Below are 21,333 nucleotides of genomic sequence, written 5' to 3' on the forward strand. Positions count from 1 at the left end.
AGACATAACAAAACGCGCAGGCAATTAAGAAAGCATCAGGAGATGAGTGAGTTATCTATAAAGATAAAGATAGCAGACCGCGAGTATCCGATGCGGGTAAGCGAGGAAGAAGAAGAACGACTGCGTTTGGCGGGCAAATACCTGAATGAGCGCATAAAAATGTTCAGGGACCAGTTTGGCATCCATGACAAGCAAGATTTGCTGGCCATGATTGCCTTGGAGACCGCCGCAGATAAGATTAAAACCGAAGACGCCGCGCAACAAGACCAGATGGGTCTGGAACAGCAGCTGTCGTCTTTGAATGATTTGCTTTCCTCCCTCAAGCTCGGGTAGAGCTTTCTCTGTGAGGCCTAGGGCCATTGTCTAATGCTATACTTTTAACCATAAAAGCTATAGCCACATGTCTACCATTGTTTATATTCTAATCACGGCTGTTGTCTGTCTGGGCATCGGCTTCTATATTGGCCGCGTCCTGCTGGTCAAGCTGTTCCAAGACCAGGAAACCCAGTCCAAGCAACGCGCCCAGCAAATCATCAAAGACGCTGAGAGCCGTGCCGAAAGCCAGAAGAAAGAAAAGATGCTGGAGGCCAAAGAGCATTTCTTAAAGCTGAAAGCCGAGCACGAAGAACAGGCCAACCACAAGAAAAACATCATCATCCAGAACGAGGCCAAGGTAAAACAGCGCGAAGTCCTGATTACCAAGCAACAGGAAGATCTCAAGAAAAAAGAGCAGGAAACCGACGCCGTCAGAGAAAAGCTGAACAAGCAACTGGAAGGCATTGACCAGCGCAAAGAGGAACTGGAAGCCCAGTACCGCGACAAACAGGCCAAAGTAGACAAAGACCACCACGAAATCCTGAGCAAACTGGAGCGCATTGCTAACTTGTCTGCCGAGGAAGCCCGTGAGCAACTAGTAGAAAGCCTGAAGTCTGAAGCCTCTACCCGCGCTTCTTCCTACATCAAAGACATTGTAGCCGAGGCCAAGCTCACTGCTACCAAAGAAGCCAAAAAGGTGGTAATTGAGACCATCCAGCGCACCGCCGCCGAGCACGCCATTGAGAACTGCGTCTCTATCTTCAACATTGAGTCTGATGACATCAAAGGCAAGATTATCGGTCGTGAGGGACGTAACATCCGTGCTCTAGAAGCCGCCACCGGTGTTGAAATTATTGTAGACGACACCCCAGAGGCCATCATCATCTCTGGCTTTGACCCGGTAAGACGTGAGATTGCCCGCCTGGCCCTGCACCGCCTGGTAGCCGACGGACGTATTCACCCAGCCCGTATTGAAGAGGTGGTTGCCAAGACCAAGAAAGGCATTGAAGAAGAGATTGTGGAGATTGGCGAGCGCACCGCTATTGACTTAGGCATTCATGGTCTGCATCCAGAACTGATTAGAATGGTAGGCCGCATGCGCTTCAGGTCATCATATGGCCAGAACTTGTTGCAACACTCCAGAGAAGTAGCCAACCTTTGCGCTACCATGGCCGCCGAACTAGGCTTGAACGTGAAACTGGCCAAACGTGCCGGCCTTTTGCATGACATCGGAAAGGTAACGCCAGAGGAGCCAGAATTGCCACACGCTATCATTGGTATGCAGTTGGCTCAGAAGTACAAAGAGCATCCAGACGTTTGCAACGCCATTGGCGCTCACCACGACGAGATTGAGATGACCGCCATGATTTCGCCTATCATCCAAGCCTGTGACGCCATCTCTGGCTCACGTCCAGGTGCCCGCCGCGAGATTATGGAATCCTACATCAAGCGTCTGAAAGAACTGGAAGAAACCGCCCACTCCTTTGAAGGTGTGAACCAGTGCTACGCCATCCAGGCCGGCCGCGAGCTGCGCGTGATGGTAGACGCTGAGAACGTAACCGATGAGCGTGCCCAGGAGCTTTCTTTTGACATCTCCCAGAAGATTGAGAAAGAGATGCAGTACCCAGGCCAGATCAAAATCACGGTTATCCGGGAGATGCGCTCTGTCTCCTACGCCAAGTAAGGTAGTAGACGCAAGATTCAGGACACAAGACGTAAGACTATTCGTTTTTAGCCTGATTCTTGGAAAATAAGCCAAAACGCCCGTTGCTTCTTTAGCAACGGGCGTTTTTGTTTTAGGGCCTTAATGGTTTGACAATAACCAATGATGGCTTGAAAACAGATTCTCCCCTTGAGGATTACCCAAACGTGAGTTCGAGGTTGCAAACACAGAATGCGCAAGAGACAAGGCAGTGCCATTGTCTCTACATTGTTCCAATCATCGGCTGTTCGGGATTTGTAATCCCGAACCACTGAAAAGCGGATTTGAAATCCGCCTGTTGGTGGTTTGATGAAGTAACCATGGTACGGGGATTACAAATCCCCTTCTCGGTACTTTCGGATTACAAATCCGAAAGAGCTTTTGGGGTTACAAATCCGAAAGAGTCTTTGGGAGCTATTGGGCTTTTGAGAGAAGGAACTTGGCTAATTCGTTTTTAGGCTGTTTTCCAGAAAACAGCCTAAAAACAGAAATCCTGTGAAGTGTTTAAAACCTCACAGGATTTCTGTTATACTATGACCTCGTAGCGTGCGAAGCTCCTACGAGTGTCTAATTACTTCGCCTGGAAAGCATTTAGCATCCAAAGCGTTTTCTCCAGGGCGTTCAGGTCATCACTGATTAAACCTTGCGTACCTTCGTCCTCCAGTTCAGAGGCCATGGCCAGGACTTCGCGCTCTAGGTGAATGATCTGCCCAATGTTTTCCACGGTGGCGCTTACAGTGTCAACATCCGTCGTCAGACCTTTGCGTTCCTGCACTCTGGACGTGGCCAGGTAATCTGAGAAGCTGTGCATAGGCGTATGACGCAAGGTCAAAATACGCTCGGCAATCTCATCAATGGTTTCAAAGGCGGCCGTGTATAATTCTTCAAATTTGGCGTGCAGGGCAAAGAAATTTCCGCCGCGAATGTTCCAATGGAACGCGCGCAGGTTCTGGTAGTAGACGTGGTAGTTGGCCAGCAGTTCGTTTAGTTTAACGGCTAAATCTTTAGTATCTCTGCGTGCTAAGCCTAGTTCATTATGTGATTCCATAGTCAAATGTGTTCTTAATTAGGTTTGTGTTGGTGCATACGGGAAAACACTGGCTTATGATGTCATTGCATAAATTGATTATATAACTTTCGCTATAGAGAAAAACTATTATATTCGCAGAGTACCTTCGTTTTTGGCCTATTTTCCAAGAAATAGCCCAAAAACGCAGTCCGCTACCTCAGCACTCGCACAAGGAATCTATATGACGACTTGTTACAGGGAAAGGGACATTATCACTTTTGGGCCCATTTTCCTTGTTACTACCGGACATTGCTTCGTCTCTGCAACCCTTGCCTATCCCCTATTTGCATGACCCTTACTCAACTAGAATATCTGCTGGCCGTAGACACGTACCGTCACTTCGCGACTGCCGCCGAGCATTGTTTTGTGACCCAGCCCACCCTGAGCATGCAGTTGCAGAAGCTGGAGGATGAACTGGGCGTGCAGTTGTTTGACCGGAGCCGCGTGCCCGTGAGGCCCACTGAGCTGGGGAAAGACGTGATTGAGCAGGCCCGCGTCACGGTGTCTGAATTCAAGAAAATACAGGAAATTGTGCAGGCCCAGCGCACGGGCATCACCGGCGAGTTACGCATAGGCGTTATTCCCACGCTGGCGCCTTACCTCATTCCGCTGTTCATCACCGACTTTATCCAGAAATATCCCAAGGTGCACGTAGTGGTGCAGGAACTGGTCACAGATTCTATCATTGAGAAGCTCCGGCTGGAGATGCTGGACGTGGGCTTGTTGGTGACGCCCTTGCAGGAGAAGACCATTGTGGAGATTCCGCTGTTTTATGAAGCCTTTGTGGGCTACCTGCATCCTAAGCATCCATTGTTCTCTGAACAGGAAATCACGCCCGGCTCCATTGACAATGAAGATCTGTGGCTGATGAACGAAGGCCACTGCTTTAGGAGCCAGGTACTTCAAATCTGCAACCGTACCAAGCCACCCAAGAACGTGCACCTGGACTATGAAAGCGGCTCCCTGGAAACCCTCAAGCGCATTGTAGAAACCCAGAGTGGCATGACGCTCTTGCCAGAGTTGTCGGTAATGGACCTACCCGAAGACAAGAAACTGCTGGTGCGTCCTTTCACAGACCCCGCCCCTCTGCGCGAGGTGAGCTTGGTGGTACACAAAAGCTTCCTGAAGAAACGGATGATTGAGGCACTGAGGGAAACCATTTTGGCCCATATCCCCACAGACCTCAAGACCAGAAATCCCGTACGAGTGGTTAAAATCAAATAAGCCGTTTTTAGCCTCTTTTCTGGAAACCAGGCCAAAAACGAACACTTATATAGCTTGCTCAACCTCCACTCCCTGTGAAAGAACCTCGTCCCTTTGTCTTTAGTAGAGAGCATTTCTTGCAACAACTGCAACAAGAAGGCCTTTGGGATGTGGTGGTGATTGGCGGCGGCGCCACTGGTCTGGGCATTGCCGTGGATGCGGCCTCCCGGGGCTACAAAACCGTATTGCTGGAGCAGGCAGACTTTGCCAAAGGCACCTCCAGCCGAAGCACCAAGTTAGTCCACGGCGGTGTGCGCTATCTTGCGCAGGGACACATCAAACTGGTCTTGGAGGCCTTGCGCGAGCGAGGCCGCTTGCTCCAAAACGCGCCGCACCTGGTCAACGTCCAGTCCTTCATCATTCCTACCTACAGTTGGTGGGACAGGCTGGTGTATGGTTTTGGATTGACCGTGTATGATTGGATGGCCGGGAAACTTCGCCTGCGTTCCACCACTTTTCTCTCTGCCCAAGAAACCGCCCAGCAACTCCCTAACATTAAGCCTAAAGGCCTGACCGGCGGCGTGCAGTATTTTGACGGTCAGTTTGACGACACCCGCCTGGCCATTAACCTGGCCCAAACCTGCGCTGAGCAAGACGGCGTGCTTCTCAACTATATGCCCGTGGTCAACCTGCTCAAAGACGGCCATGGCAAGGTCGTTGGCGTTCAGGCAAAGGACCTGGAATCTGGCCAGCACTACTCTCTACAAGCCAAGACAGTCATCAACGCGACGGGTGTTTTCGTGAATAGCATTCTGCACATGGACGCCCCAGCCCAAGCGCCACTGGTTCGGCCCAGTCAAGGGGTGCATGTGGTCTTGGACCAATCTTTTCTGAAAGGCGAGAACGCGTTGATGATACCCAAGACCTCGGATGGGCGGGTGCTGTTCATGGTGCCGTGGCACGGCTATCTGCTGGTGGGCACTACAGACACCTTAGTAAATGAAACCAGTCTGGAACCTCAGGCGCAGGAACAGGAAATTGATTTCATCCTGGAGACGGCCAGTCACTACTTAACGCGTACTCCCAGCCGGGCAGATGTATTGAGTGTCTTTGCCGGCCAAAGACCCTTAGCGGCTCCTACTGTTCACACGCACAAAACCAAAGAAATCTCCCGTAGCCATAGCTTGCTGGTAGCCTCATCGGGCCTCATCACAGTCACCGGCGGTAAGTGGACCACCTACCGCCAAATGGCCGAAGACACTATCGATTTGGCCATTTTTCATGGCCTTCTTCCTTCTGCTGCCTGCCGTACTGCTCAGTTGAAAATCCACGGCTATACTTTAGACGAAAACTCAACAGACCCACTGAACATTTACGGCACCGACAAAGCAAGGATTTTAGCCTTGGTTCAGCAGTTTCAAGACTTGGGCCAGCCACTTCATCCTAAATTCCCCCACATCGCCGCTCAAGTAGTTTGGGCAGTGCAACATGAAATGGCGAGGACCGTGGAAGATGTTTTGGCCCGACGGCTTCGGGTTTTGTTTTTGGATGCCCGCACTGCCCAAGAATTAGCGCCGAAGGTGGCTGCGTTAATGGCCTCTACTTTGGGGAAAGATGCTTCTTGGGAGGAAATACAAATCAAACAATTCCAGGCGCTGGCCAGGCAGTATGTACTGTAATACATCAGAGTACTTACCCAGCCAATCGCTGAAATAAGTAAACGTGTCTGCTTGTAACTGCCCGTATGCAAGATCCTCAACCCAATCTTTTTCTACGGAGAGGAGCTTTATCTGCTCATCTCAACGCCTGTTGCGTTTTGCCAACTGCCTAAAATATGGCTTGATGAAGGTCATTGGCGCAGACGCTCGCAGGTCCTGCCGGACGCTACGAGGTCTTTTGAGCAGGCGTAGTTTCGTTTTTGGCCTGATTCCCGGAAATCAGGCCAAAAACGCCTTGCCTAGGGTATCTGATCATGTAGCGTCGTGCCACCGACACGACGTGTGCCCATGCAACCGGAACGGCTCAATCCGAAAAGACCCTTCTCCCGGCAAGTTCCAAGGCCTCAGTTGCAAAGACGGTTCTAGTAAAAGGTGCTGGTGTAGCTGCGTGGGACCACGTCGTAATAATATCACGACGCTACATTCCGCCATTCGGGCTCAGGATGTATATTGGCAAGCTGAGAAGGAAACCGTGCGCAGCACGAATGACTCTGCTATGCGCAATGACGGACGTTGCCTGCAAGAACACAGAAACACAGACTACCTTAACAGCATTGGGACCAGAACCAGTCCCGGTTCCGAGCGCCTCTGTTGTTGCGGTGCCCGGAGGGCAGGGGGACGAAGTACCCAGCTTCAACAGCAGTGCGAGGGGCCGGGACTGGGCCCCGCGGCCGTGAGCGCTTAGCAGAGAATATGACACAAGGCAGTGAGTGCGCACCGGAAGGAAAGGCCACCTCAGGAATAGCCGAATGCATGCACCAAGAAACTGGAGGATAAATCTTCTTAGATCCTTCGGCCTTGTTCAGGATGACAGGATGGTATTACAACCGCAGTCTTAGTCGTTGGCCCAATGTAACACCAACAACGGCGGAAGGTATTTTATTCGTAACTTTTCACAGACAGTCTTTTCTAATTCGCCCACAAGGTCCTTTCAGGATGACAAAATGAGTAAGTTGGCAAACCTTATAGCATAATACAGAAGCATACTAGGAAACTACCTTCCATTACCCACCCTCTTAAACCACCAATCCACTTTCAGCCTAATTCCCAGAAAACAAGCCAAAAACGCTGACAAACAAAAAGGCCGCTCTGTGGGGAGCGGCCTTTTTTATAAGAGAAAGAAAAGCTTATGCGTTGGTCGCTTCGCCTTTCAATGCTTTCAACATAGTGTCACCGATCTCTGCGGGAGAATCCACTACGAAGATGCCGTTCTCACGCATGATGCGCATTTTAGCAGCAGCCGTATCATCAGCACCACCAATGATGGCACCAGCGTGGCCCATTCTACGACCAGCAGGAGCCGTCTGGCCTGCGATGAAACCAACCACTGGCTTTTTGTTACCAGTGGAGCGGATGTACTCAGCGGCCATGGCCTCATAGTTACCACCAATCTCACCAATCATTACAATAGCGTCAGTCTCTGGATCTTCCATCAACAACTCCACGGCGTTTTTAGTAGGCGTTCCAATGATGGGGTCACCACCAATCCCGATAGCGGTAGAGATACCCAAGCCAGCCTTCACGATTTGGTCTGCGGCCTCATAGGTCAAGGTACCAGATTTAGACACAATGCCAATTCTACCTGGCTTGAACACGAAACCTGGCATGATACCAACCTTCGCCTCGCCTGGGGTGATCACACCTGGACAGTTTGGTCCGATAAGAGTAACCGCTTTGTTTTTGATGTAGTTTTTAGCGGCAACCATGTCTTTCACTGGAATACCTTCCGTGATACAAACAATCACTGCAATACCAGCATCGGCGGCTTCCATGATGGCGTCAGCAGCAAAAGCCGGCGGCACGAAAATGATAGACACGTTGGCTTGCGCTTTCTGCACGGCCTCGGCCACGGTGTTAAATACCGGACGGTCTAAGTGGGTAGAACCGCCTTTGCCCGGGGTTACGCCACCAACTACGTTGGTACCATACTCAATCATCTGCTGTGCGTGGAAAGAACCTTCTGAGCCGGTGAAGCCCTGCACAATCACCTTGGAATCTTTATTTACTAAAACACTCATGTGTAGTGGATTATGTGGTAGATGTACGCTCTATTTTGAAACTGTACGCAAAAATAGGCTTTTTTGGCGCGCATCCAAACTAAGAATCTGCATTAAACCCTGCAGAAGCGCGCACGGCGCTTTTAGCCTGATTCCTGGAAAACAGCCTAAAAACGAGCCTCGCAGGCCATTCTACTGGCATTGCTGTAAAATTTCTATATATTAAATAAAAAATACAAGCTCAGTACTCATGCTCTCCTACCCGCGTCTCCTCCCTTTTTTGCTTTTGTTCTTAGGCACCTTCACAGCACTTAGTCAGCGCAACTTAGGCAACAGCCGCACTTCCAGTTATTACACCTACGTGTACCAGCTCACCAATCAAGAAGCCCGGGAGGTGTTTACAAACGGCATCTACAGAGTGGAACCCTCTTACTTTCACACGGTAATAGATTCTTTCCAGACAGATTGGTCTTACAGCCGCCCGTTGCCGGTGGGCCATTACCTGTTCACGCATGCGGCTGGGGCCGATCTGGAGTTTGAACTAAAGACGCAGGCAGGTTTTCAGGTGAAATTGCTGGACAACCAACGGGATCTGGCGGTGCTGGTGCATGACAGCCTGGGCAACGTCATACCCACTGCCCAGGTCAAAATCAATAAAAGAACCGTCCCTTTTGACCAGGCCACGCACACCTACAGACTAGCCAATTACAAGAAGGGCGGGCTTTTGACAGTGCAGGCAGAGAGTTTCACGTTCTACCAACCAGTTACCAATGGAAAACGCTCTGCCGCACTCTGGAAAAAGATACTATTCCAACGTCCTATCTACTACCTCTGGTCACCGTTCAGAGATATCGTGCAAACCGCCAGGTTCGGTTCTCCGCAAGGCATTGTCAGAAGCCTTTTCAGCCTGTTTAACAAAGACCTTAGGAGAAACTCTAAACAGCAGTTCAAGGAATACCTGGTCCTCAACAAACCCATGTATCGCCCCGGAGATACCGTTAGGTACAAGGCCTTCATCACCACGTACAAAGGCAAGCCCTACAAAAAACCCCTGGCCGTTTCTTTGTACGACTATGGCAAGACCAAGGCGCTGGGCACCGTGCAGCCCTACCGGGATGGGGCTTATGAAGGTTCTTTCATTTTGCATGACTCTTTGAAACTGACCCTGGACCGGCAAATCAACCTGCATCTCTCAGCGGTGGGCAAGAAAAAGAAGATTATTAGCCGGGCTAATTTCAAGTATGAGGACTATGAGCTGAAGGAAAACAACTACAGTCTGCGCCTGCAGCAAGAAGAACACTATGCCGGCCAAACCAATGCCGTCCTCTTAAAAGGGACGGACGCCAACGGCCTCACGCTGCCAGACGCCCGGGTAGAACTGGTGGTCCTGACAACGGCCGTGAAGCAGAGCCAACTCCCTTCGCAGTTCATTCCAGACACGCTGTGGCAGCACAAACAAGCCTTGAACCAGAACGGCGAAACCACCATCCCCCTGCCGCCTACCATCTTCCCGAAGGCGGGCATTACCTACAAAGTACAAGCGGCTTTTTTGAACGCCAGCAATGAGCGCAGCACCAAAGGCGCCACCGGCGAATATTTTTACCAACAGGGCCACTTTAGGCTCACCCTAAAACAAGACAGCCTTTTAGCCGAGTACCTGGAAGGTGAGAAAAGCCTCACCAAACAGGCCATTCTGGAAATAGAGGGCAAGGATGAGGAAACATTTAAAACACAGCTTCTCCAGCTGCCTGCCTTGGTACCGCTTCATCCGTATGCCCGCGCCTATCTTTTGAAATCTGTCACCCCATCTCCTGCTTTGTCTAAGCATTCTGATTACCTGGACTTGGAGGACGAGCAGGACCAGGTGCAGTTCTACATAGACCGGAAATTAGACTCCTTACACTTGGTTTTAAACAATCCGCGCGGCTTGCCCTTCTGGTATTTCATTTACCGCAAGAACGCCCTCGTTTCCAGAGGGCAGGGCACCCAGCAAGAATGGACTAAAACATTACCATTACACGGCGAAGAACCTTTTTACGTGTCTCTGCAATATGCTTGGGCCGGCCAGATACAGCAAAAAGAGCTGGGTGCACCCTTCCCCAAGCAGGAACTGACGGTAGCACTGCAGGCCCCTCCGGTGGTGTACCCGGGTCAGCAGACGTCCATTACCTTGGAGGTAAAAGACGCCAAAGGAAAACCTGCTTCTAATGTAGACCTCACTGCGTATGCCCTTACCTCTAAGTTTAAAAATACCTCGCCGCCCACGGTGCCTTTCTACGGGTTTTACAAGGGCCGCAAGAGTCTCAGCGAGTTTAAGCTTACGCCATTAGATGACCAAACGCTGGAGCATAGCACCTTGCTCTCCTGGCAGGCCTGGCACCAAAAACTAGGCCTGGACAGTCTGATCTACTACCAGGCCTTGTACCCGGCACAGGGCCAGTTCACCCATTACAGTTCCACCAAAGACAGCCTCACCCAGTTGGCCCCGTTCGTGGTGGACTCGGGTAGATTGGTGCCCGTGCATGTAGTGTACCTGGACCAGGTGCCGGTGTACTTTTCAGGTAACGGGGTGGACGCTCCCTATTCGTTTGCGACAACAGCAGGCTACCATACCCTCAAACTCCGGACGGCCAGACACATCATCACCCTGGACAGCGTGTACCTGCGAGAGCGGCAGAAACTGACCTTGGTGATAGACCAGCGCAAAAATCAGAATCTGTTGAAAGAAGCATCAAAAGGGAAATTCACCGACCTGGAGAGAAACAACCTTAGCCAGTACCTATTTGAAGTGGAGAAGACGCCACACCGCGGACTGGTATATCTACAACAAGGCAATCAGGTACAAAGGCTGCCTATGCATGATTCACGTGGGTACATGCCTTATTATGCTAACCAGCGGTACGGCTCTGTCCTGGTCGGCCCTTTCAGGCCAGATACCATGCGGTTCAAGGAACTGGGGCATTTCTCTACCGTTTTCACCCCAGAGCCTAACTTCCTGTATCGGTTTGAGCCAGGCCTCCTGAAGATGCGAGAAAGACAAATCCTGCATCCCTCCTATGGGCTTTCCTTAGGATATGAGACCTTGAGCAACCAGATTCTAATCCAGGAGGCGCTTACCGAGAAGAAACTAAAAGCAGTCTGGGAAAAGCAGGAAGAAGCCTTCTGGCAAGATAGAATCTATTCCTTCAACCCCAGGTACTCCTCTCCGCCCGGCAAAGGCAAGCTGGTGTGGCGCTTTGACTCAACGTTTATCAGAAAAGCCAACCCAGAACTGGTATTTTTGTACAAGGCAGGCGCACCCGTAGACTCCATCCAGATTTTTGCGGGCACTACCACTACCCTCAACGCCGTGGCTCCCGGCACCTACACCTTAACGCTGGCCTACCCAGACAGACAGCAGCTTTCTACGCAGTTAAGCATTCAGGCCAACGGCGCGCTGCATCTAACCTTTACCTCGGCCCAGGTGAAACCCGCCATTGCGCAAAGCAAAGCCCTGGAGAAAGTAGTACAGCAACGCATTCTCAAAGAGCAACAAAGACAAACCGAAGCCACCCAACCAGCTCCGCCTACCGTGCCTGTGACCACAGCACTCACAGACGGGTCTAGCAGCTACTCTTTCCAGGTGCGGGGCACGGTGGTAGACAAGGAGTCCGGCGATCCCCTGCCCGGCGTCACTGTGTTGGTAAAAGGCACCACTGTAGGCGCCGCCACTGACATTAATGGCGAATACACGATTTATGCCCCCTCTTTGGGCACGCTCGTCTTTTCTTACATAGGGTATGTTCAACAACAAATTGGAATTAAAGGCGAAAGCAGAATAAATGCCGCGTTGGCAGGTGATACCAGGCAATTGCAAGAGGTAGTGGTAACCGCCTACGGTGAATCAAGGGAGAAACGAACCCTTTCTGCATCAGTGGCTACCGTTAATAATCAATTGCAGGGACAAGTTGCCGGGGTACGGGTTACCGGAGGCATCCAAGAAATAAGAGGAATATCCAGCATGTATGGCAACAAAGCCGCCAACGCGCTTATCATAGTAGACGGGCTTCCGTTTAGCGGTGAATTGAAAGACATTGACCCGCAGTCCATCGCCTCCATGACCACTTTGCAGGGAACAGACGCCACTAGTCTGTATGGAGCAGCTGGGCAGAACGGTATCATTCTCATCACCACCAAAAACGGCCTAAAAACCGCTAATAACATGCAAAACACCGCCCATTCAGACCAAAGCTCTGAAGAAGCAGACGAAGCCTCCATTAGAAGTTATTTCTCTGACTACGCTTTCTGGCAGCCCCGCCTGGCTACTGATCGTCAGGGCAAAGTGACCTTCCCGGTCACGTTCCCCGACAATGTGACCAGCTGGAACGCCTACGTGCTGGCCATGGACAGCAAGAAAAGAAGCGGCAGCACCAGCACCCAAATCAAATCCTTCAAAGCCATGATGGCCACCTTGAGCGGCCCCCGTTTCTTGATAGAAGGAGACCGAAGCCAGCTGGTGGGCAAAGCCGTGAATTACCTACCAGACACAGCTACAGTGCAGGTGCGGTTTTCCCTGAACGGCAAAGACCTGATGCAGAAAGAAGTGAAATTGGGCAGGCTGCACACAGATTCCTTGTGGATAGAGGCGCCGGCCATTGCCCCAGATTCGGTGGAGTCCTTGTTTATGGTTCGGCAGGCGAATGGTTACGCAGACGGAGAGCGGCGGCAAATTGTCGTATACAAGAAAGGCGTGGTGGAGCGCACCGCCCAATTCCTTTCCCTGCCCACAGACACTACGCTAACATTGACTTTTGATGCCCGCAAAGGCCCGGTGCGGCTCTATGCCCAGAGCAATCTGGTACAGGTCATGCAGGACGAGATCAACTATCTGCACCGCAACGAGTACTGGTGCAATGAGCAAGCCGCCTCTAAACTGAAAGGCCTCCTCTGGAAGAAACGTATACAGGAAGGACAAGGCCAACCTTTTGCCCATGACCGCATGGTACGCCGCCTGATAAAGCACCTGGAGAAAACCCAACAGCCAGACGGTGCGTGGAGCTGGTGGACCAAAGGCCCTACGCATGTATGGATAAGTCAGCACGCCACCCAAGCCCTAATCATGGCGCAGCAAGAAACCTATGCCACCAACTTCAAGAAAGAACCGCTTATAGAGCAACTCACCTACCTGGTAGAAAGCAAAAACGGTCAGGATAAGGTAAGAGCGCTGGAAACCCTCTATCTCTTAAAAGCCAAAGTAGATTTTGCGGCCTACATCCCTAAGCTGGAGAAACAGACCGGGATTACACTAGAAGAGCAGTTGCGGCTCACGCGCCTGAGACAGCAATTAAACATGCCAGCGCCGCTAGACACCCTGCAGAAGTACCGCCAAACCACCATGTTGGGCGGTGTGTATTGGGGCAAGGAAAATAGCAGCCTCTTTGACAACCACATCTCCAACACATTGTTGGCCTATGACATCTTAAAAGCCACCGGCAACCACTCAAAAGACTTGCGTTCCATACAGGCCTACCTGCTCAATGAGCGCAGAACCGGCCACTGGCGCAATACTTATGAGTCGGCGAGGGTACTGGAAACCCTGCTGCCAGATCTGGTGAAGGACAAAACACCTTTGCAACAAAACCAGGTACAGCTGGCAGGCCCGCTTCAGGGCACGTTCACTCGCTTCCCGGTAGATACCACGTTCACGCCCGGCCAGCCGCTCACATTGCGCAAGCAAGGCAGCCTGCCCTTGTACCTGAGCGTGTCACAGGACCAGTGGGTGGCCCAACCGGCGCGGGTAGACAAGGATTTTGTGGTACGCACCTCGTTTGCCAATTCTAAAACCGCAACAGCTACTCTGGAGGCAGGCAAACCAGTAGAGTTGCAGGTAGAGGTAGAAGTGAAAGGAGACGCGTCTTACGTGATGATAGAAGTACCCATTCCGGCGGGTTGCTCTTATGACGCCAAAACCACTTGGGGCCGTAATGAATCACACCGCGAATACTTTAGAAACAAGGTGGCCATTTTCTCGGACCATCTTAAGAAAGGTAAATACACGTTCACCATCCAACTGCTGCCGCGCTATAAAGGTACCTACACGGTAAACCCGGCCAAGGCCGAGCTCATGTACTTCCCCACTTTCTTTGGTAGGGAAGGAGTGAAGACAGTGGAAGTAAAGTAGGCAACTTGTCATCTTTCCTTGGGCCTCGTTTTTGGCTTGTTTTCCAGAAAACAAGCCAAAAACGAGGCCCAGCTATTTCTGCGCGGCATGCCCACGCCAACTCCCTTTTCTGCGTTTCGTTTACCCTAGTTTAAACATCTGCCTAAGATGACGGTTAATAGCCCCAAACCTTGCAAATTATGAAGATTGGATACCCATGCGTGAATGAGTCCCTGGACTGCAGTACTTCTACCACTTTTAGATTGGCGTCTTACAGTGAAGAACGGTTGGTACAGAGCGTGGAGAAGAACCTGGCCTGCCTGCGGCGCATTCTGGAATACAACCTGGAGCATGGGTTCTTGTTCTTCAGGATGAGTTCTGGGTTGGTGCCGTTTGCCAGCCATGCGGTGTGCACCTACAACTGGCAGCAACATTTCCAGATGACGTTCAAACGCCTTGGCGATTTCATCAAGAAGCACAACATGCGCATCTCCATGCACCCAGACCAGTTTGTGGTACTCAACTCACCCGATGAACGCATAGTCCGCAATAGCATCGCAGAGCTTATCTACCAGGGCAGCGTCATGGATTTGATGGGCCTGGACTCCACCGCCAAACTGCAGATACACGCGGGCGGCGTCTACGGCGACAAACCCGCCGCCCTCAAACGGTTCATTCATACCTACAACACCATGCTCCCCGAAGCAGTAAAAGCCAGACTGGTAGTGGAGAACGATGACCGCCTGTACAGCCTGCGCGACTGCCTGGAACTGCACGGCGAGACCGGCATTCCCATTCTGTTTGATAACTTTCATCACGAGTGCCTGAACAACGGAGAACCCATGGCCGAGGCCCTGCAACTAGCCGCCGGCACCTGGCACCCTACAACGGATGGCGTTTTGATGGTGGACTACAGCTCTCAGTCCCACGGCGAGCGCAAAGGCAAGCACACCCACAGCATGGACGCAGATTTGTTCCGGGAGTTTCTGACCCATTTGAACGACCTGGACGTAGACATTATGCTGGAAATCAAGGACAAGGAAGCCAGCTGCCTGCGGGCCCGGCAGGTATTAGAAGAACTGTCTCTGGTGTAAACACCCCTTGCACCTGACGCAGAAGCATTATCGTTTTTAGGCTATTTCCCGAAAAAAAGGCCAAAAACGCTGTCTTTCTGTGGAAGCTTTCGTACTGTGGGGGTATGAAAAGGATTACCCACTATTTGACGTTTAGCCTTTTGGTCTCACTTTCAGTTTTCTCTTCGGCGTGCTTCTCCCCTTCAGAATCCTCTACGGCGCCGCTGTCGGCGGTGGTAACCCAGAAGATCGTTTTCACTGATCTTCCCTCTGCGTCTGGCATTGAAAAGGTAGAGAACCGCTACTATGTGATTGGGGATGACTCGCCGTACCTGTTCACCTTGGATGAGAAGTTCAAGATCATAGACAAGACCCAACTCCTGGAATCCAAAGAGCTGACCGGCGGCCGCATTCCCAAGCCCGTCAAGCCAGACCTGGAGGCCATCACAGCATTGAACATTGAAGGCGAGCCGTTCCTGCTGGTGCTGGGCTCTGGGGCCACTGAGTTCAGAAACCACGGCTATCTGGTACATCTTTCGCAAGGCAAACCCGGCAAAGTGCGGCATATTGATCTAACGCCTCTGTACCAAACCCTGCGTGACAACCAGAGAGTGACCGGCTCTGGTGCTTTGAACATAGAAGGCGTGGCCGCCAATGAGGAGTTTCTGTACGTGCTGCAACGGTTTAACCCCGGCGGCGAGAATGTGCTGTTGCTGTATGCAATGGAAGAAATGGTTCCGTTCTTGATGGGCCTGTCACCGGCACCGGCGGCACGGCAGGTCCAACCTTGGGCGCTGCCCGATCTGGAGAACATCAAAACCGGGTTTTCAGGCGTGATGCCCTATGAGAACGGCCAGCTGTTGTTCACGGCGTCGGCAGAAGAAACGCCCAATGCCGTGCTGGACGGCGAGGTGTATGGCAGTCTGGTGGGTTGGATGTCTCCCACGTTTGGGACCAACAATATCCAGAAGCCCCAGCAGATAGCCGTGGTTACGGAACAGGACGGTACTACCTACAAAGGAAAACTAGAATCCATCTCCTTGGTAGAACCCTTGGCTGAGGGTGGTTACCAGGCCGTTGCCGTAGCCGACAGTGACGATGGCCGCTCTGAGCTGGTGGTCCTCAAACTCACATTCTAACTTGATTTGATACTCATAAGAAAGGCCTTCTGCACCATGGTGCGGAAGGCCTTTCCTATTTTGAAAGAGGTAGCCGGTTAGGGCTTAATTCTTAGTTTCTTCCAGTAAATGGTATTGCCGGTTTTCACTTCTACCAGGTACACGCCGTTGCGCAACACGCCCAGGTTCATGGGCGGCGCCAGCGTATGGTTTCCCGCCGAAAGATTTTTGGTAAACAACACTTTACCGGCACTGTTGGCCACCGTCAGGACACCATCCTCTATCAGGTTCTGCTGAAAGGAAAGCATGAAATCCTTGGACTTGCCTTTCTCCTCATACAGGTCAATGCCAGACAGAGTCTCGCGTCTAATCACTTTCTCAGGGCCTTTTTTGGCGGTGTCTGCCAGAGCTAGCGTTCCTTTGGCGGGCGTTTGGGCGTGCGTAGGCGTCCATAACGCACAGGCTCCCAACCATACTAACATTCCCAGGGTAGTCTTTTTCAGCTTCATTCTTTCCAACGGTAAGGTTCTTACAAAGACCGCTTGTGCGGCTGGTAAGCGCTATGCACATTCTGTTCCAAAAATGCAGTTTCCCTGAAAAAAATTATTCTTTGATAATGGCGACCGCCGTAGGCAGGGCGCGCTGGGCCCACAGTCCGTACATGGCGCCGCTGTAATGCAAACCGTCTGGCGCCACAAAACCCTGGTTGGAGGTTACCATTTTAGAAAGGTCATTTACGTTCACCACTACCACACTCGCCTTCTGGCCTTCCTCCAGAATCACGGTGTTAAACTTGTTGATCTGGCTGGTGATGGTGGTGGTATTGCGGCCGGTGGCATATGGGGTGAGGCCCCAGTCTGGAATGGTGAGCAGCATCACGTTTTTGGCGCTCTTGTTGGCCAGCCCCGTGGCAATGCTGATCAGGGACCGCAGCTCGCTCCTGAACTCCTCCAGGGAACGGTTTTGGTATTGGTTGTTGACACCAATCTGCAAGGTGACCAGGTCATAGTCACTGGGCATGCTCACGGTGCGCAGATAGCTTAACAGATTGCCGGTGGTCCAGCCGGTTTTGGCCACATACAGAGGCTCTCCCAGCTGTATGCCTTCCTTTTCTAACAAGACGGATAATTGCATGGGCCACCGCTCCGTGGGCAGGACCCCCTCGCCAATGGTGTAGGAGTCGCCCAGAGCCAGGAATTTGGCGGCCATGCCCGGCGCCGGAAGCGCGTCTTCCAGCTCATCCATGGGAGACTTTTCACAAGAAGTAAACAACGTAGCAATTACAATAAGCAGGGGGAGTAAATAACGCATAGACACATTATTAGCGTGAAACCTTTTCCTCAAATGGCCGTTTTAGGCCTCGCCAGCACAACAGGAATTGAAATATAATTGTTCAACCCCTTCCCGAATTTCAACACCACACACCCTCTCTTGAACTTTGATAAGATAAGCATTGTACGTATCAAATTAATTTTCAGGTACAGATGCCAAAAACTCTTTTCTGGCCTGTTCCAGTTCGGTCATGAGGTGTTGTCGTTGAGCCAACAAAAAGGCCAAAATAGTAGACCGCCGGGTAAAAAGCGAAAGAAAAATCCAGCCACGGCGGGCCACTTCAACGCGGTGCCAGTAGTGCAGCACAAAAAAGCCGGTGATGGGCAGCGTGACCAGGTAAGCCACCAGGCTCCAGCCGCTCAGGCCCAGCCAGGCATGCGCCGCCCAGCCCAGCAAGGCATAAAAAATGAGGAACGTGAACATGCCAATGGTCATCATCATGGGGGCGTGAAACTCCACGTCTTTGGTAAGCGATTTGGCAATCTTGGCGGGCAGGATGTAGGGCAGGTAATTGTGCAGCACCCCGTACACGTAAAACGGAAACCCCACCAACAGATATAACACCGTCTCTACCGTTCCCCAGGCCAGATGGCGGCGCTTGGGCAGGCTTTTGATGGCGCTGGGCCGTAGCCCTACGCGATCCAGATGGTCCAGGTACTCCTGCAAGTCTGTGCGCAGTTGGTGCACGCGCTCTGGCTGCGTGGTCTCAAAATGCTGGATGCTTTGTACAATGCCCTTGGTAATGAGAAACCGTTCTTCTGACTCGTTTTTGGCCAGGTCCAGTTCCTCCACCAGCGTGTCTTGGTAGACGGCTTCTACCTGGCGGGCCAGCAAATCTTCTTCGTCCGTCTCGGTGTGGATGACCAGTTCTTCCAGTCGTTCTTTGAGATGGTCTGTCAAGGTGTGCGCAGCCTGGAACGGGTCTTGCGCATACGCCTCCTCAAAATCTTTGACCTGGATGGGCTCGCCTACGTTCACAAACACCTCGCTCCTGAACCTGGAGGGGTCTGAATAGTTAAGCCCCACCGGAAGAATGCGCACGCCCAACTTGAAATCATGCTGAGCCTCGGCGCCTAGGGCAATGCGGGCCGTTCCCGTCTTGAGCGGCCGCAACCGGCGCTGCATAAAACTATTGCCCTCCGGAAACACCATAAGCGTGCCGCCCTTGCCCAGAAACTCATAGCATTTGACAAAGGTGGCGTCATTCTGGGCAGTGCCCCCGGTTCCTACGTCTTCGCGGCGGTACACGGGTATCATGAACAACTTGTGGAACAGCCAGCCCTGTATGCCCGGTTTGAAGAAACTGCTCTTGGCCAAGAAGTAGATGTTCTGCTTCATGAGCGAGGCCGTGACCACCGGGTCCATGAGCGTGTTGGGATGGTTAGAAACCACTATCAAAGGACCTTGCGCAGAAAGAAGGTGCTTGTGGTTGACCGTGAACCGGCTAAAGAACACGCGCAACGCCATCTGAAAGAGGGTCTTCAAAACGAAATACAGCATACAGGCTCTGGATTAACACAGGAAGCTACGCATTTTTGGCTTTATTTCTGGAAAACAGGCCAAAAACGGTACCAGGGCCTTCTCCTTCATAAGGCGATGGATCAACTGCCTGGCAACAAATCACAGAACCAGAAACCGGTGTCATAGGCGGGCGGGTTGGCGACAAAGCAGTCATCGTCGGCGGTTTGGCTGGCGGGTGCGTAGCTTTTGAAGACCGTCTCTCCTACCTGCACCGGCACGGGCGCTTTGAAATTGGGACCGTCATAGACAAAGGTGTGGTACTCGCCGTTTTCGCCGCAGGGGTCTATGCCGGCGGGCAAGTCTTTGATGAAGGCTTCGTCCAGGTCACGGCCCGCGAAGGAGGCGTCCAGGTGCTTGCCGTTCACGCAGACCACCTTCGCCTTGAACCCCAGCCGCCAGAATTCCTCCAACAGATCAGTGGTATCTTGCTGCCAGATGGGAAAGACCGCTTTCACGCCTACTTCGGCTAATTGGGTCTCCCGGTACTGGCGCAAATCCTCCAGATAAATATCTCCGAAGATGGCGTGCGTGACCCCGGCCTTGGTGAAATCTTGCCACGCGGTTTTCATGGCTTGGTTGTAGTCCGGCAAAGAAACGCCTTCTGGCAGAAACAAAGGTTTCCAGGGAAGGCCCAACTGCTGAAGTTGCTGGCGCATAAGTTCTTCGCGCACGCCGTGCATGGTCACGCGCTGGTGCGCCTGGCTCAATGAGGTGAACAGGGCGTGAAGGTGGAACTGGTCTTGTTGTTGCGTGCGGTGCAAGGCAAGGGCAGAGTCTTTGCCGCCGCTCCAGTTAAAGATGGCTGTAGGTTTCATGGCGACAAATTACGGAAAGCCCGCGCCCTGCAAAGGCGTTTTTGGCGTATTATCCAGAAAACAGGGCAAAAACGATGTTAGAACGCCGTAGACACCCAGTCCCAGCCAAAGGCTACCAATTGCCAGATGCCATACAACACCAACCCGAACAGCACCAGAAACACCAACAGTACGCCTACCACAAACCCGGTGCCGCGTCCCTGGTACTTGCCATGTATGTAATGGTGACGCAGCAGCTCTACGTTGCGTTGGTTGGCCTTGAACCCGAAGTCAAAAATCCAGCCCAGCACCGGAATGGCGCCCACCACCGCATCTAGCAGAATGTTGAACAGCATGCGCACCACCAGGGCACCGCTGGCCCCGTGCCGGGCCATGGTCATGACCATGACGCCTGACATGGCAAAAGAAGAGAGGCTGCCCACTACGGGTATGAAGTTGAGTACCGGGTCCACCCCAAACCGGAAATTGGTACCAGGCACCTTGAACTGGTTGTCCAGGAGCCGGGCCATGGACTCTACCCATTTGAGGCGGTCATCTAAGGGCATTTGCGGAGGGGGAGGCGTTTGCATGGTGGTTCGTTTTTTTCTCTCATACGCAGAACCGGCCTCCGGGATTATTTACCCCTGCCCTCTGCCAGCATCTGCTCCAGTCGCTGCTTCACCTCTGGCCACTCGCGGTCAAGTATGCTGAGCATGACGGTGTCCCGCACGCGGCCGGTAGAGGTGACCATATGGTTGCGCAGGATGCCTTCTTCCTTGGCGCCAATGCGCAGCATGGCGTTTCGGGAGCGCTGGTTCAGGACATCGGTCTTCAAGGCCACTCTAAGGCAGCCCAGGTCTTCAAAGGCATGGCGGAGCAAAAGGTATTTGGCCTCTGTGTTGACGCCCGTACGCTGGTAGGCAGGTATGATCCACGTCCACCCAATCTCCAGACCACCGTGGGCCACTTCAATGTTCCCGAAGCGGGTGCTCCCAATAATACCGCCCGTCACAGGATCTACCTGCACAAAAGGCAGAGCCGCGCCCGCAGCCTGGGCTTTCAAGGCGGTGTGCACGTAATGGGCCATGTCTTCCGGCGTCTTCACCACGCTTAAGCCAACGGTCCATAGACTCTCCTCCAGACCCACCCGGCACAACTCCGGAATGTCTGTTTCCTGCATGGGCCTAAGGAGGACGTGCTGACCGGTGAGGGTGATGGGCGTGGGCTGTTTCATGAAATCAAATAGTTGAATCCTGTAATCTTGAAGGCATCAAAAGGATAGAAAGTAAAAGTATAGTGCTAGGAGCTTAAAGCAAAAGCAGAAAACCGGGAATAGTTTTCTGCTTCTGAAA

Annotated in this window: 15 protein-coding genes; 7 read left to right on the forward strand and 8 right to left on the reverse strand. The window is 52.2% G+C overall.

The annotated features are described in order from the left end of the window. The first annotated feature begins 42 nt into the window (after positions 1-42). Together GU926_RS09015 and rny are read left to right on the forward strand one after the other, a co-directional pair. Positions 43-333 carry a cell division protein ZapA gene (locus tag GU926_RS09015; RefSeq protein ID WP_066505874.1) on the forward strand — a complete coding sequence of 97 codons (291 nt, stop codon included), beginning with the start codon at positions 43-45 and terminating at the stop codon, positions 331-333. A gap of 67 nt (positions 334-400) precedes the next feature. Next, positions 401-1,999 (forward strand): ribonuclease Y, encoded by a 1,599-nt coding sequence (gene rny / locus GU926_RS09020; protein WP_160691096.1) that lies wholly within the window; start codon positions 401-403, stop codon positions 1,997-1,999. A 589-nt stretch (positions 2,000-2,588) separates the two neighbouring features. On the opposite strand, the gene GU926_RS09025 is transcribed toward rny, so the two are convergent. Beyond that, complete coding sequence (locus tag GU926_RS09025) at positions 2,589-3,065, reverse strand: Dps family protein (protein WP_160691098.1); 477 nt, start codon at positions 3,063-3,065, stop codon at positions 2,589-2,591. 309 nt (positions 3,066-3,374) lie between these two features. Here GU926_RS09025 and GU926_RS09030 point away from each other — a divergent pair, with 309 nt between their 5' ends. Then, a complete protein-coding gene (locus GU926_RS09030; RefSeq protein WP_160691100.1) occupies positions 3,375-4,310 on the forward strand; it encodes a hydrogen peroxide-inducible genes activator in 936 nt (311 codons plus the stop codon). 74 nt (positions 4,311-4,384) lie between these two features. Continuing rightward, complete coding sequence (locus tag GU926_RS09035) at positions 4,385-5,968, forward strand: glycerol-3-phosphate dehydrogenase/oxidase (protein WP_232058474.1); 1,584 nt, start codon at positions 4,385-4,387, stop codon at positions 5,966-5,968. Between the two features lie 1,166 nt (positions 5,969-7,134). Here the strand turns inward: GU926_RS09035 and sucD are convergent. Continuing rightward, a complete protein-coding gene (sucD, locus tag GU926_RS09040; protein WP_160691102.1) occupies positions 7,135-8,025 on the reverse strand; it encodes a succinate--CoA ligase subunit alpha in 891 nt (296 codons plus the stop codon). A gap of 259 nt (positions 8,026-8,284) precedes the next feature. On the opposite strand from sucD, the gene GU926_RS09045 reads away from it, so the two are divergent. The 3 genes from GU926_RS09045 to GU926_RS09055 all read left to right on the forward strand — a co-directional run bounded on the left by GU926_RS09045 (position 8,285) and on the right by GU926_RS09055 (position 16,355). After that, positions 8,285-14,164 (forward strand): carboxypeptidase-like regulatory domain-containing protein, encoded by a 5,880-nt coding sequence (locus tag GU926_RS09045; protein ID WP_160691104.1) that lies wholly within the window; start codon positions 8,285-8,287, stop codon positions 14,162-14,164. Positions 14,165-14,343: 179 nt separating this feature from the next. After that, on the forward strand, positions 14,344-15,237 hold the full coding sequence (gene uvsE / locus GU926_RS09050; protein WP_160691106.1) for a UV DNA damage repair endonuclease UvsE: 894 nt from the start codon (positions 14,344-14,346) through the stop codon (positions 15,235-15,237). A gap of 104 nt (positions 15,238-15,341) precedes the next feature. Further along, positions 15,342-16,355, forward strand: coding sequence for a DUF6929 family protein (locus tag GU926_RS09055; protein WP_160691108.1), 1,014 nt, complete (start codon positions 15,342-15,344; stop codon positions 16,353-16,355). Between the two features lie 77 nt (positions 16,356-16,432). Here GU926_RS09055 and GU926_RS09060 read toward each other — a convergent pair whose 3' ends face one another. The 6 genes from GU926_RS09060 to GU926_RS09085 all read right to left on the reverse strand — a co-directional run bounded on the left by GU926_RS09060 (position 16,433) and on the right by GU926_RS09085 (position 21,215). Continuing rightward, on the reverse strand, positions 16,433-16,843 hold the full coding sequence (locus GU926_RS09060) for a T9SS type A sorting domain-containing protein (protein WP_160691110.1): 411 nt from the start codon (positions 16,841-16,843) through the stop codon (positions 16,433-16,435). A 94-nt stretch (positions 16,844-16,937) separates the two neighbouring features. Then, positions 16,938-17,645 carry an SGNH/GDSL hydrolase family protein gene (locus tag GU926_RS09065; protein WP_160691112.1) on the reverse strand — a complete coding sequence of 236 codons (708 nt, stop codon included), beginning with the start codon at positions 17,643-17,645 and terminating at the stop codon, positions 16,938-16,940. Between the two features lie 156 nt (positions 17,646-17,801). Further along, the gene (locus tag GU926_RS09070) at positions 17,802-19,166 is read right to left on the reverse strand and encodes a lysophospholipid acyltransferase family protein (protein WP_160691114.1); all 1,365 of its coding nucleotides are present in this window, start codon (positions 19,164-19,166) and stop codon (positions 17,802-17,804) included. A 101-nt stretch (positions 19,167-19,267) separates the two neighbouring features. Beyond that, a complete protein-coding gene (locus GU926_RS09075; RefSeq protein WP_160691116.1) occupies positions 19,268-20,002 on the reverse strand; it encodes an adenine nucleotide alpha hydrolase in 735 nt (244 codons plus the stop codon). A 77-nt stretch (positions 20,003-20,079) separates the two neighbouring features. Beyond that, positions 20,080-20,571, reverse strand: coding sequence for a DUF4112 domain-containing protein (locus tag GU926_RS09080; protein ID WP_160691118.1), 492 nt, complete (start codon positions 20,569-20,571; stop codon positions 20,080-20,082). A 44-nt stretch (positions 20,572-20,615) separates the two neighbouring features. Beyond that, complete coding sequence (locus tag GU926_RS09085; protein ID WP_160691120.1) at positions 20,616-21,215, reverse strand: GNAT family N-acetyltransferase; 600 nt, start codon at positions 21,213-21,215, stop codon at positions 20,616-20,618. Positions 21,216-21,333 lie beyond the last annotated feature (118 nt).

Origin of the sequence: Nibribacter ruber, from assembly GCF_009913235.1 — a bacterium.
GTDB lineage: Bacteria > Bacteroidota > Bacteroidia > Cytophagales > Hymenobacteraceae > Nibribacter > Nibribacter ruber.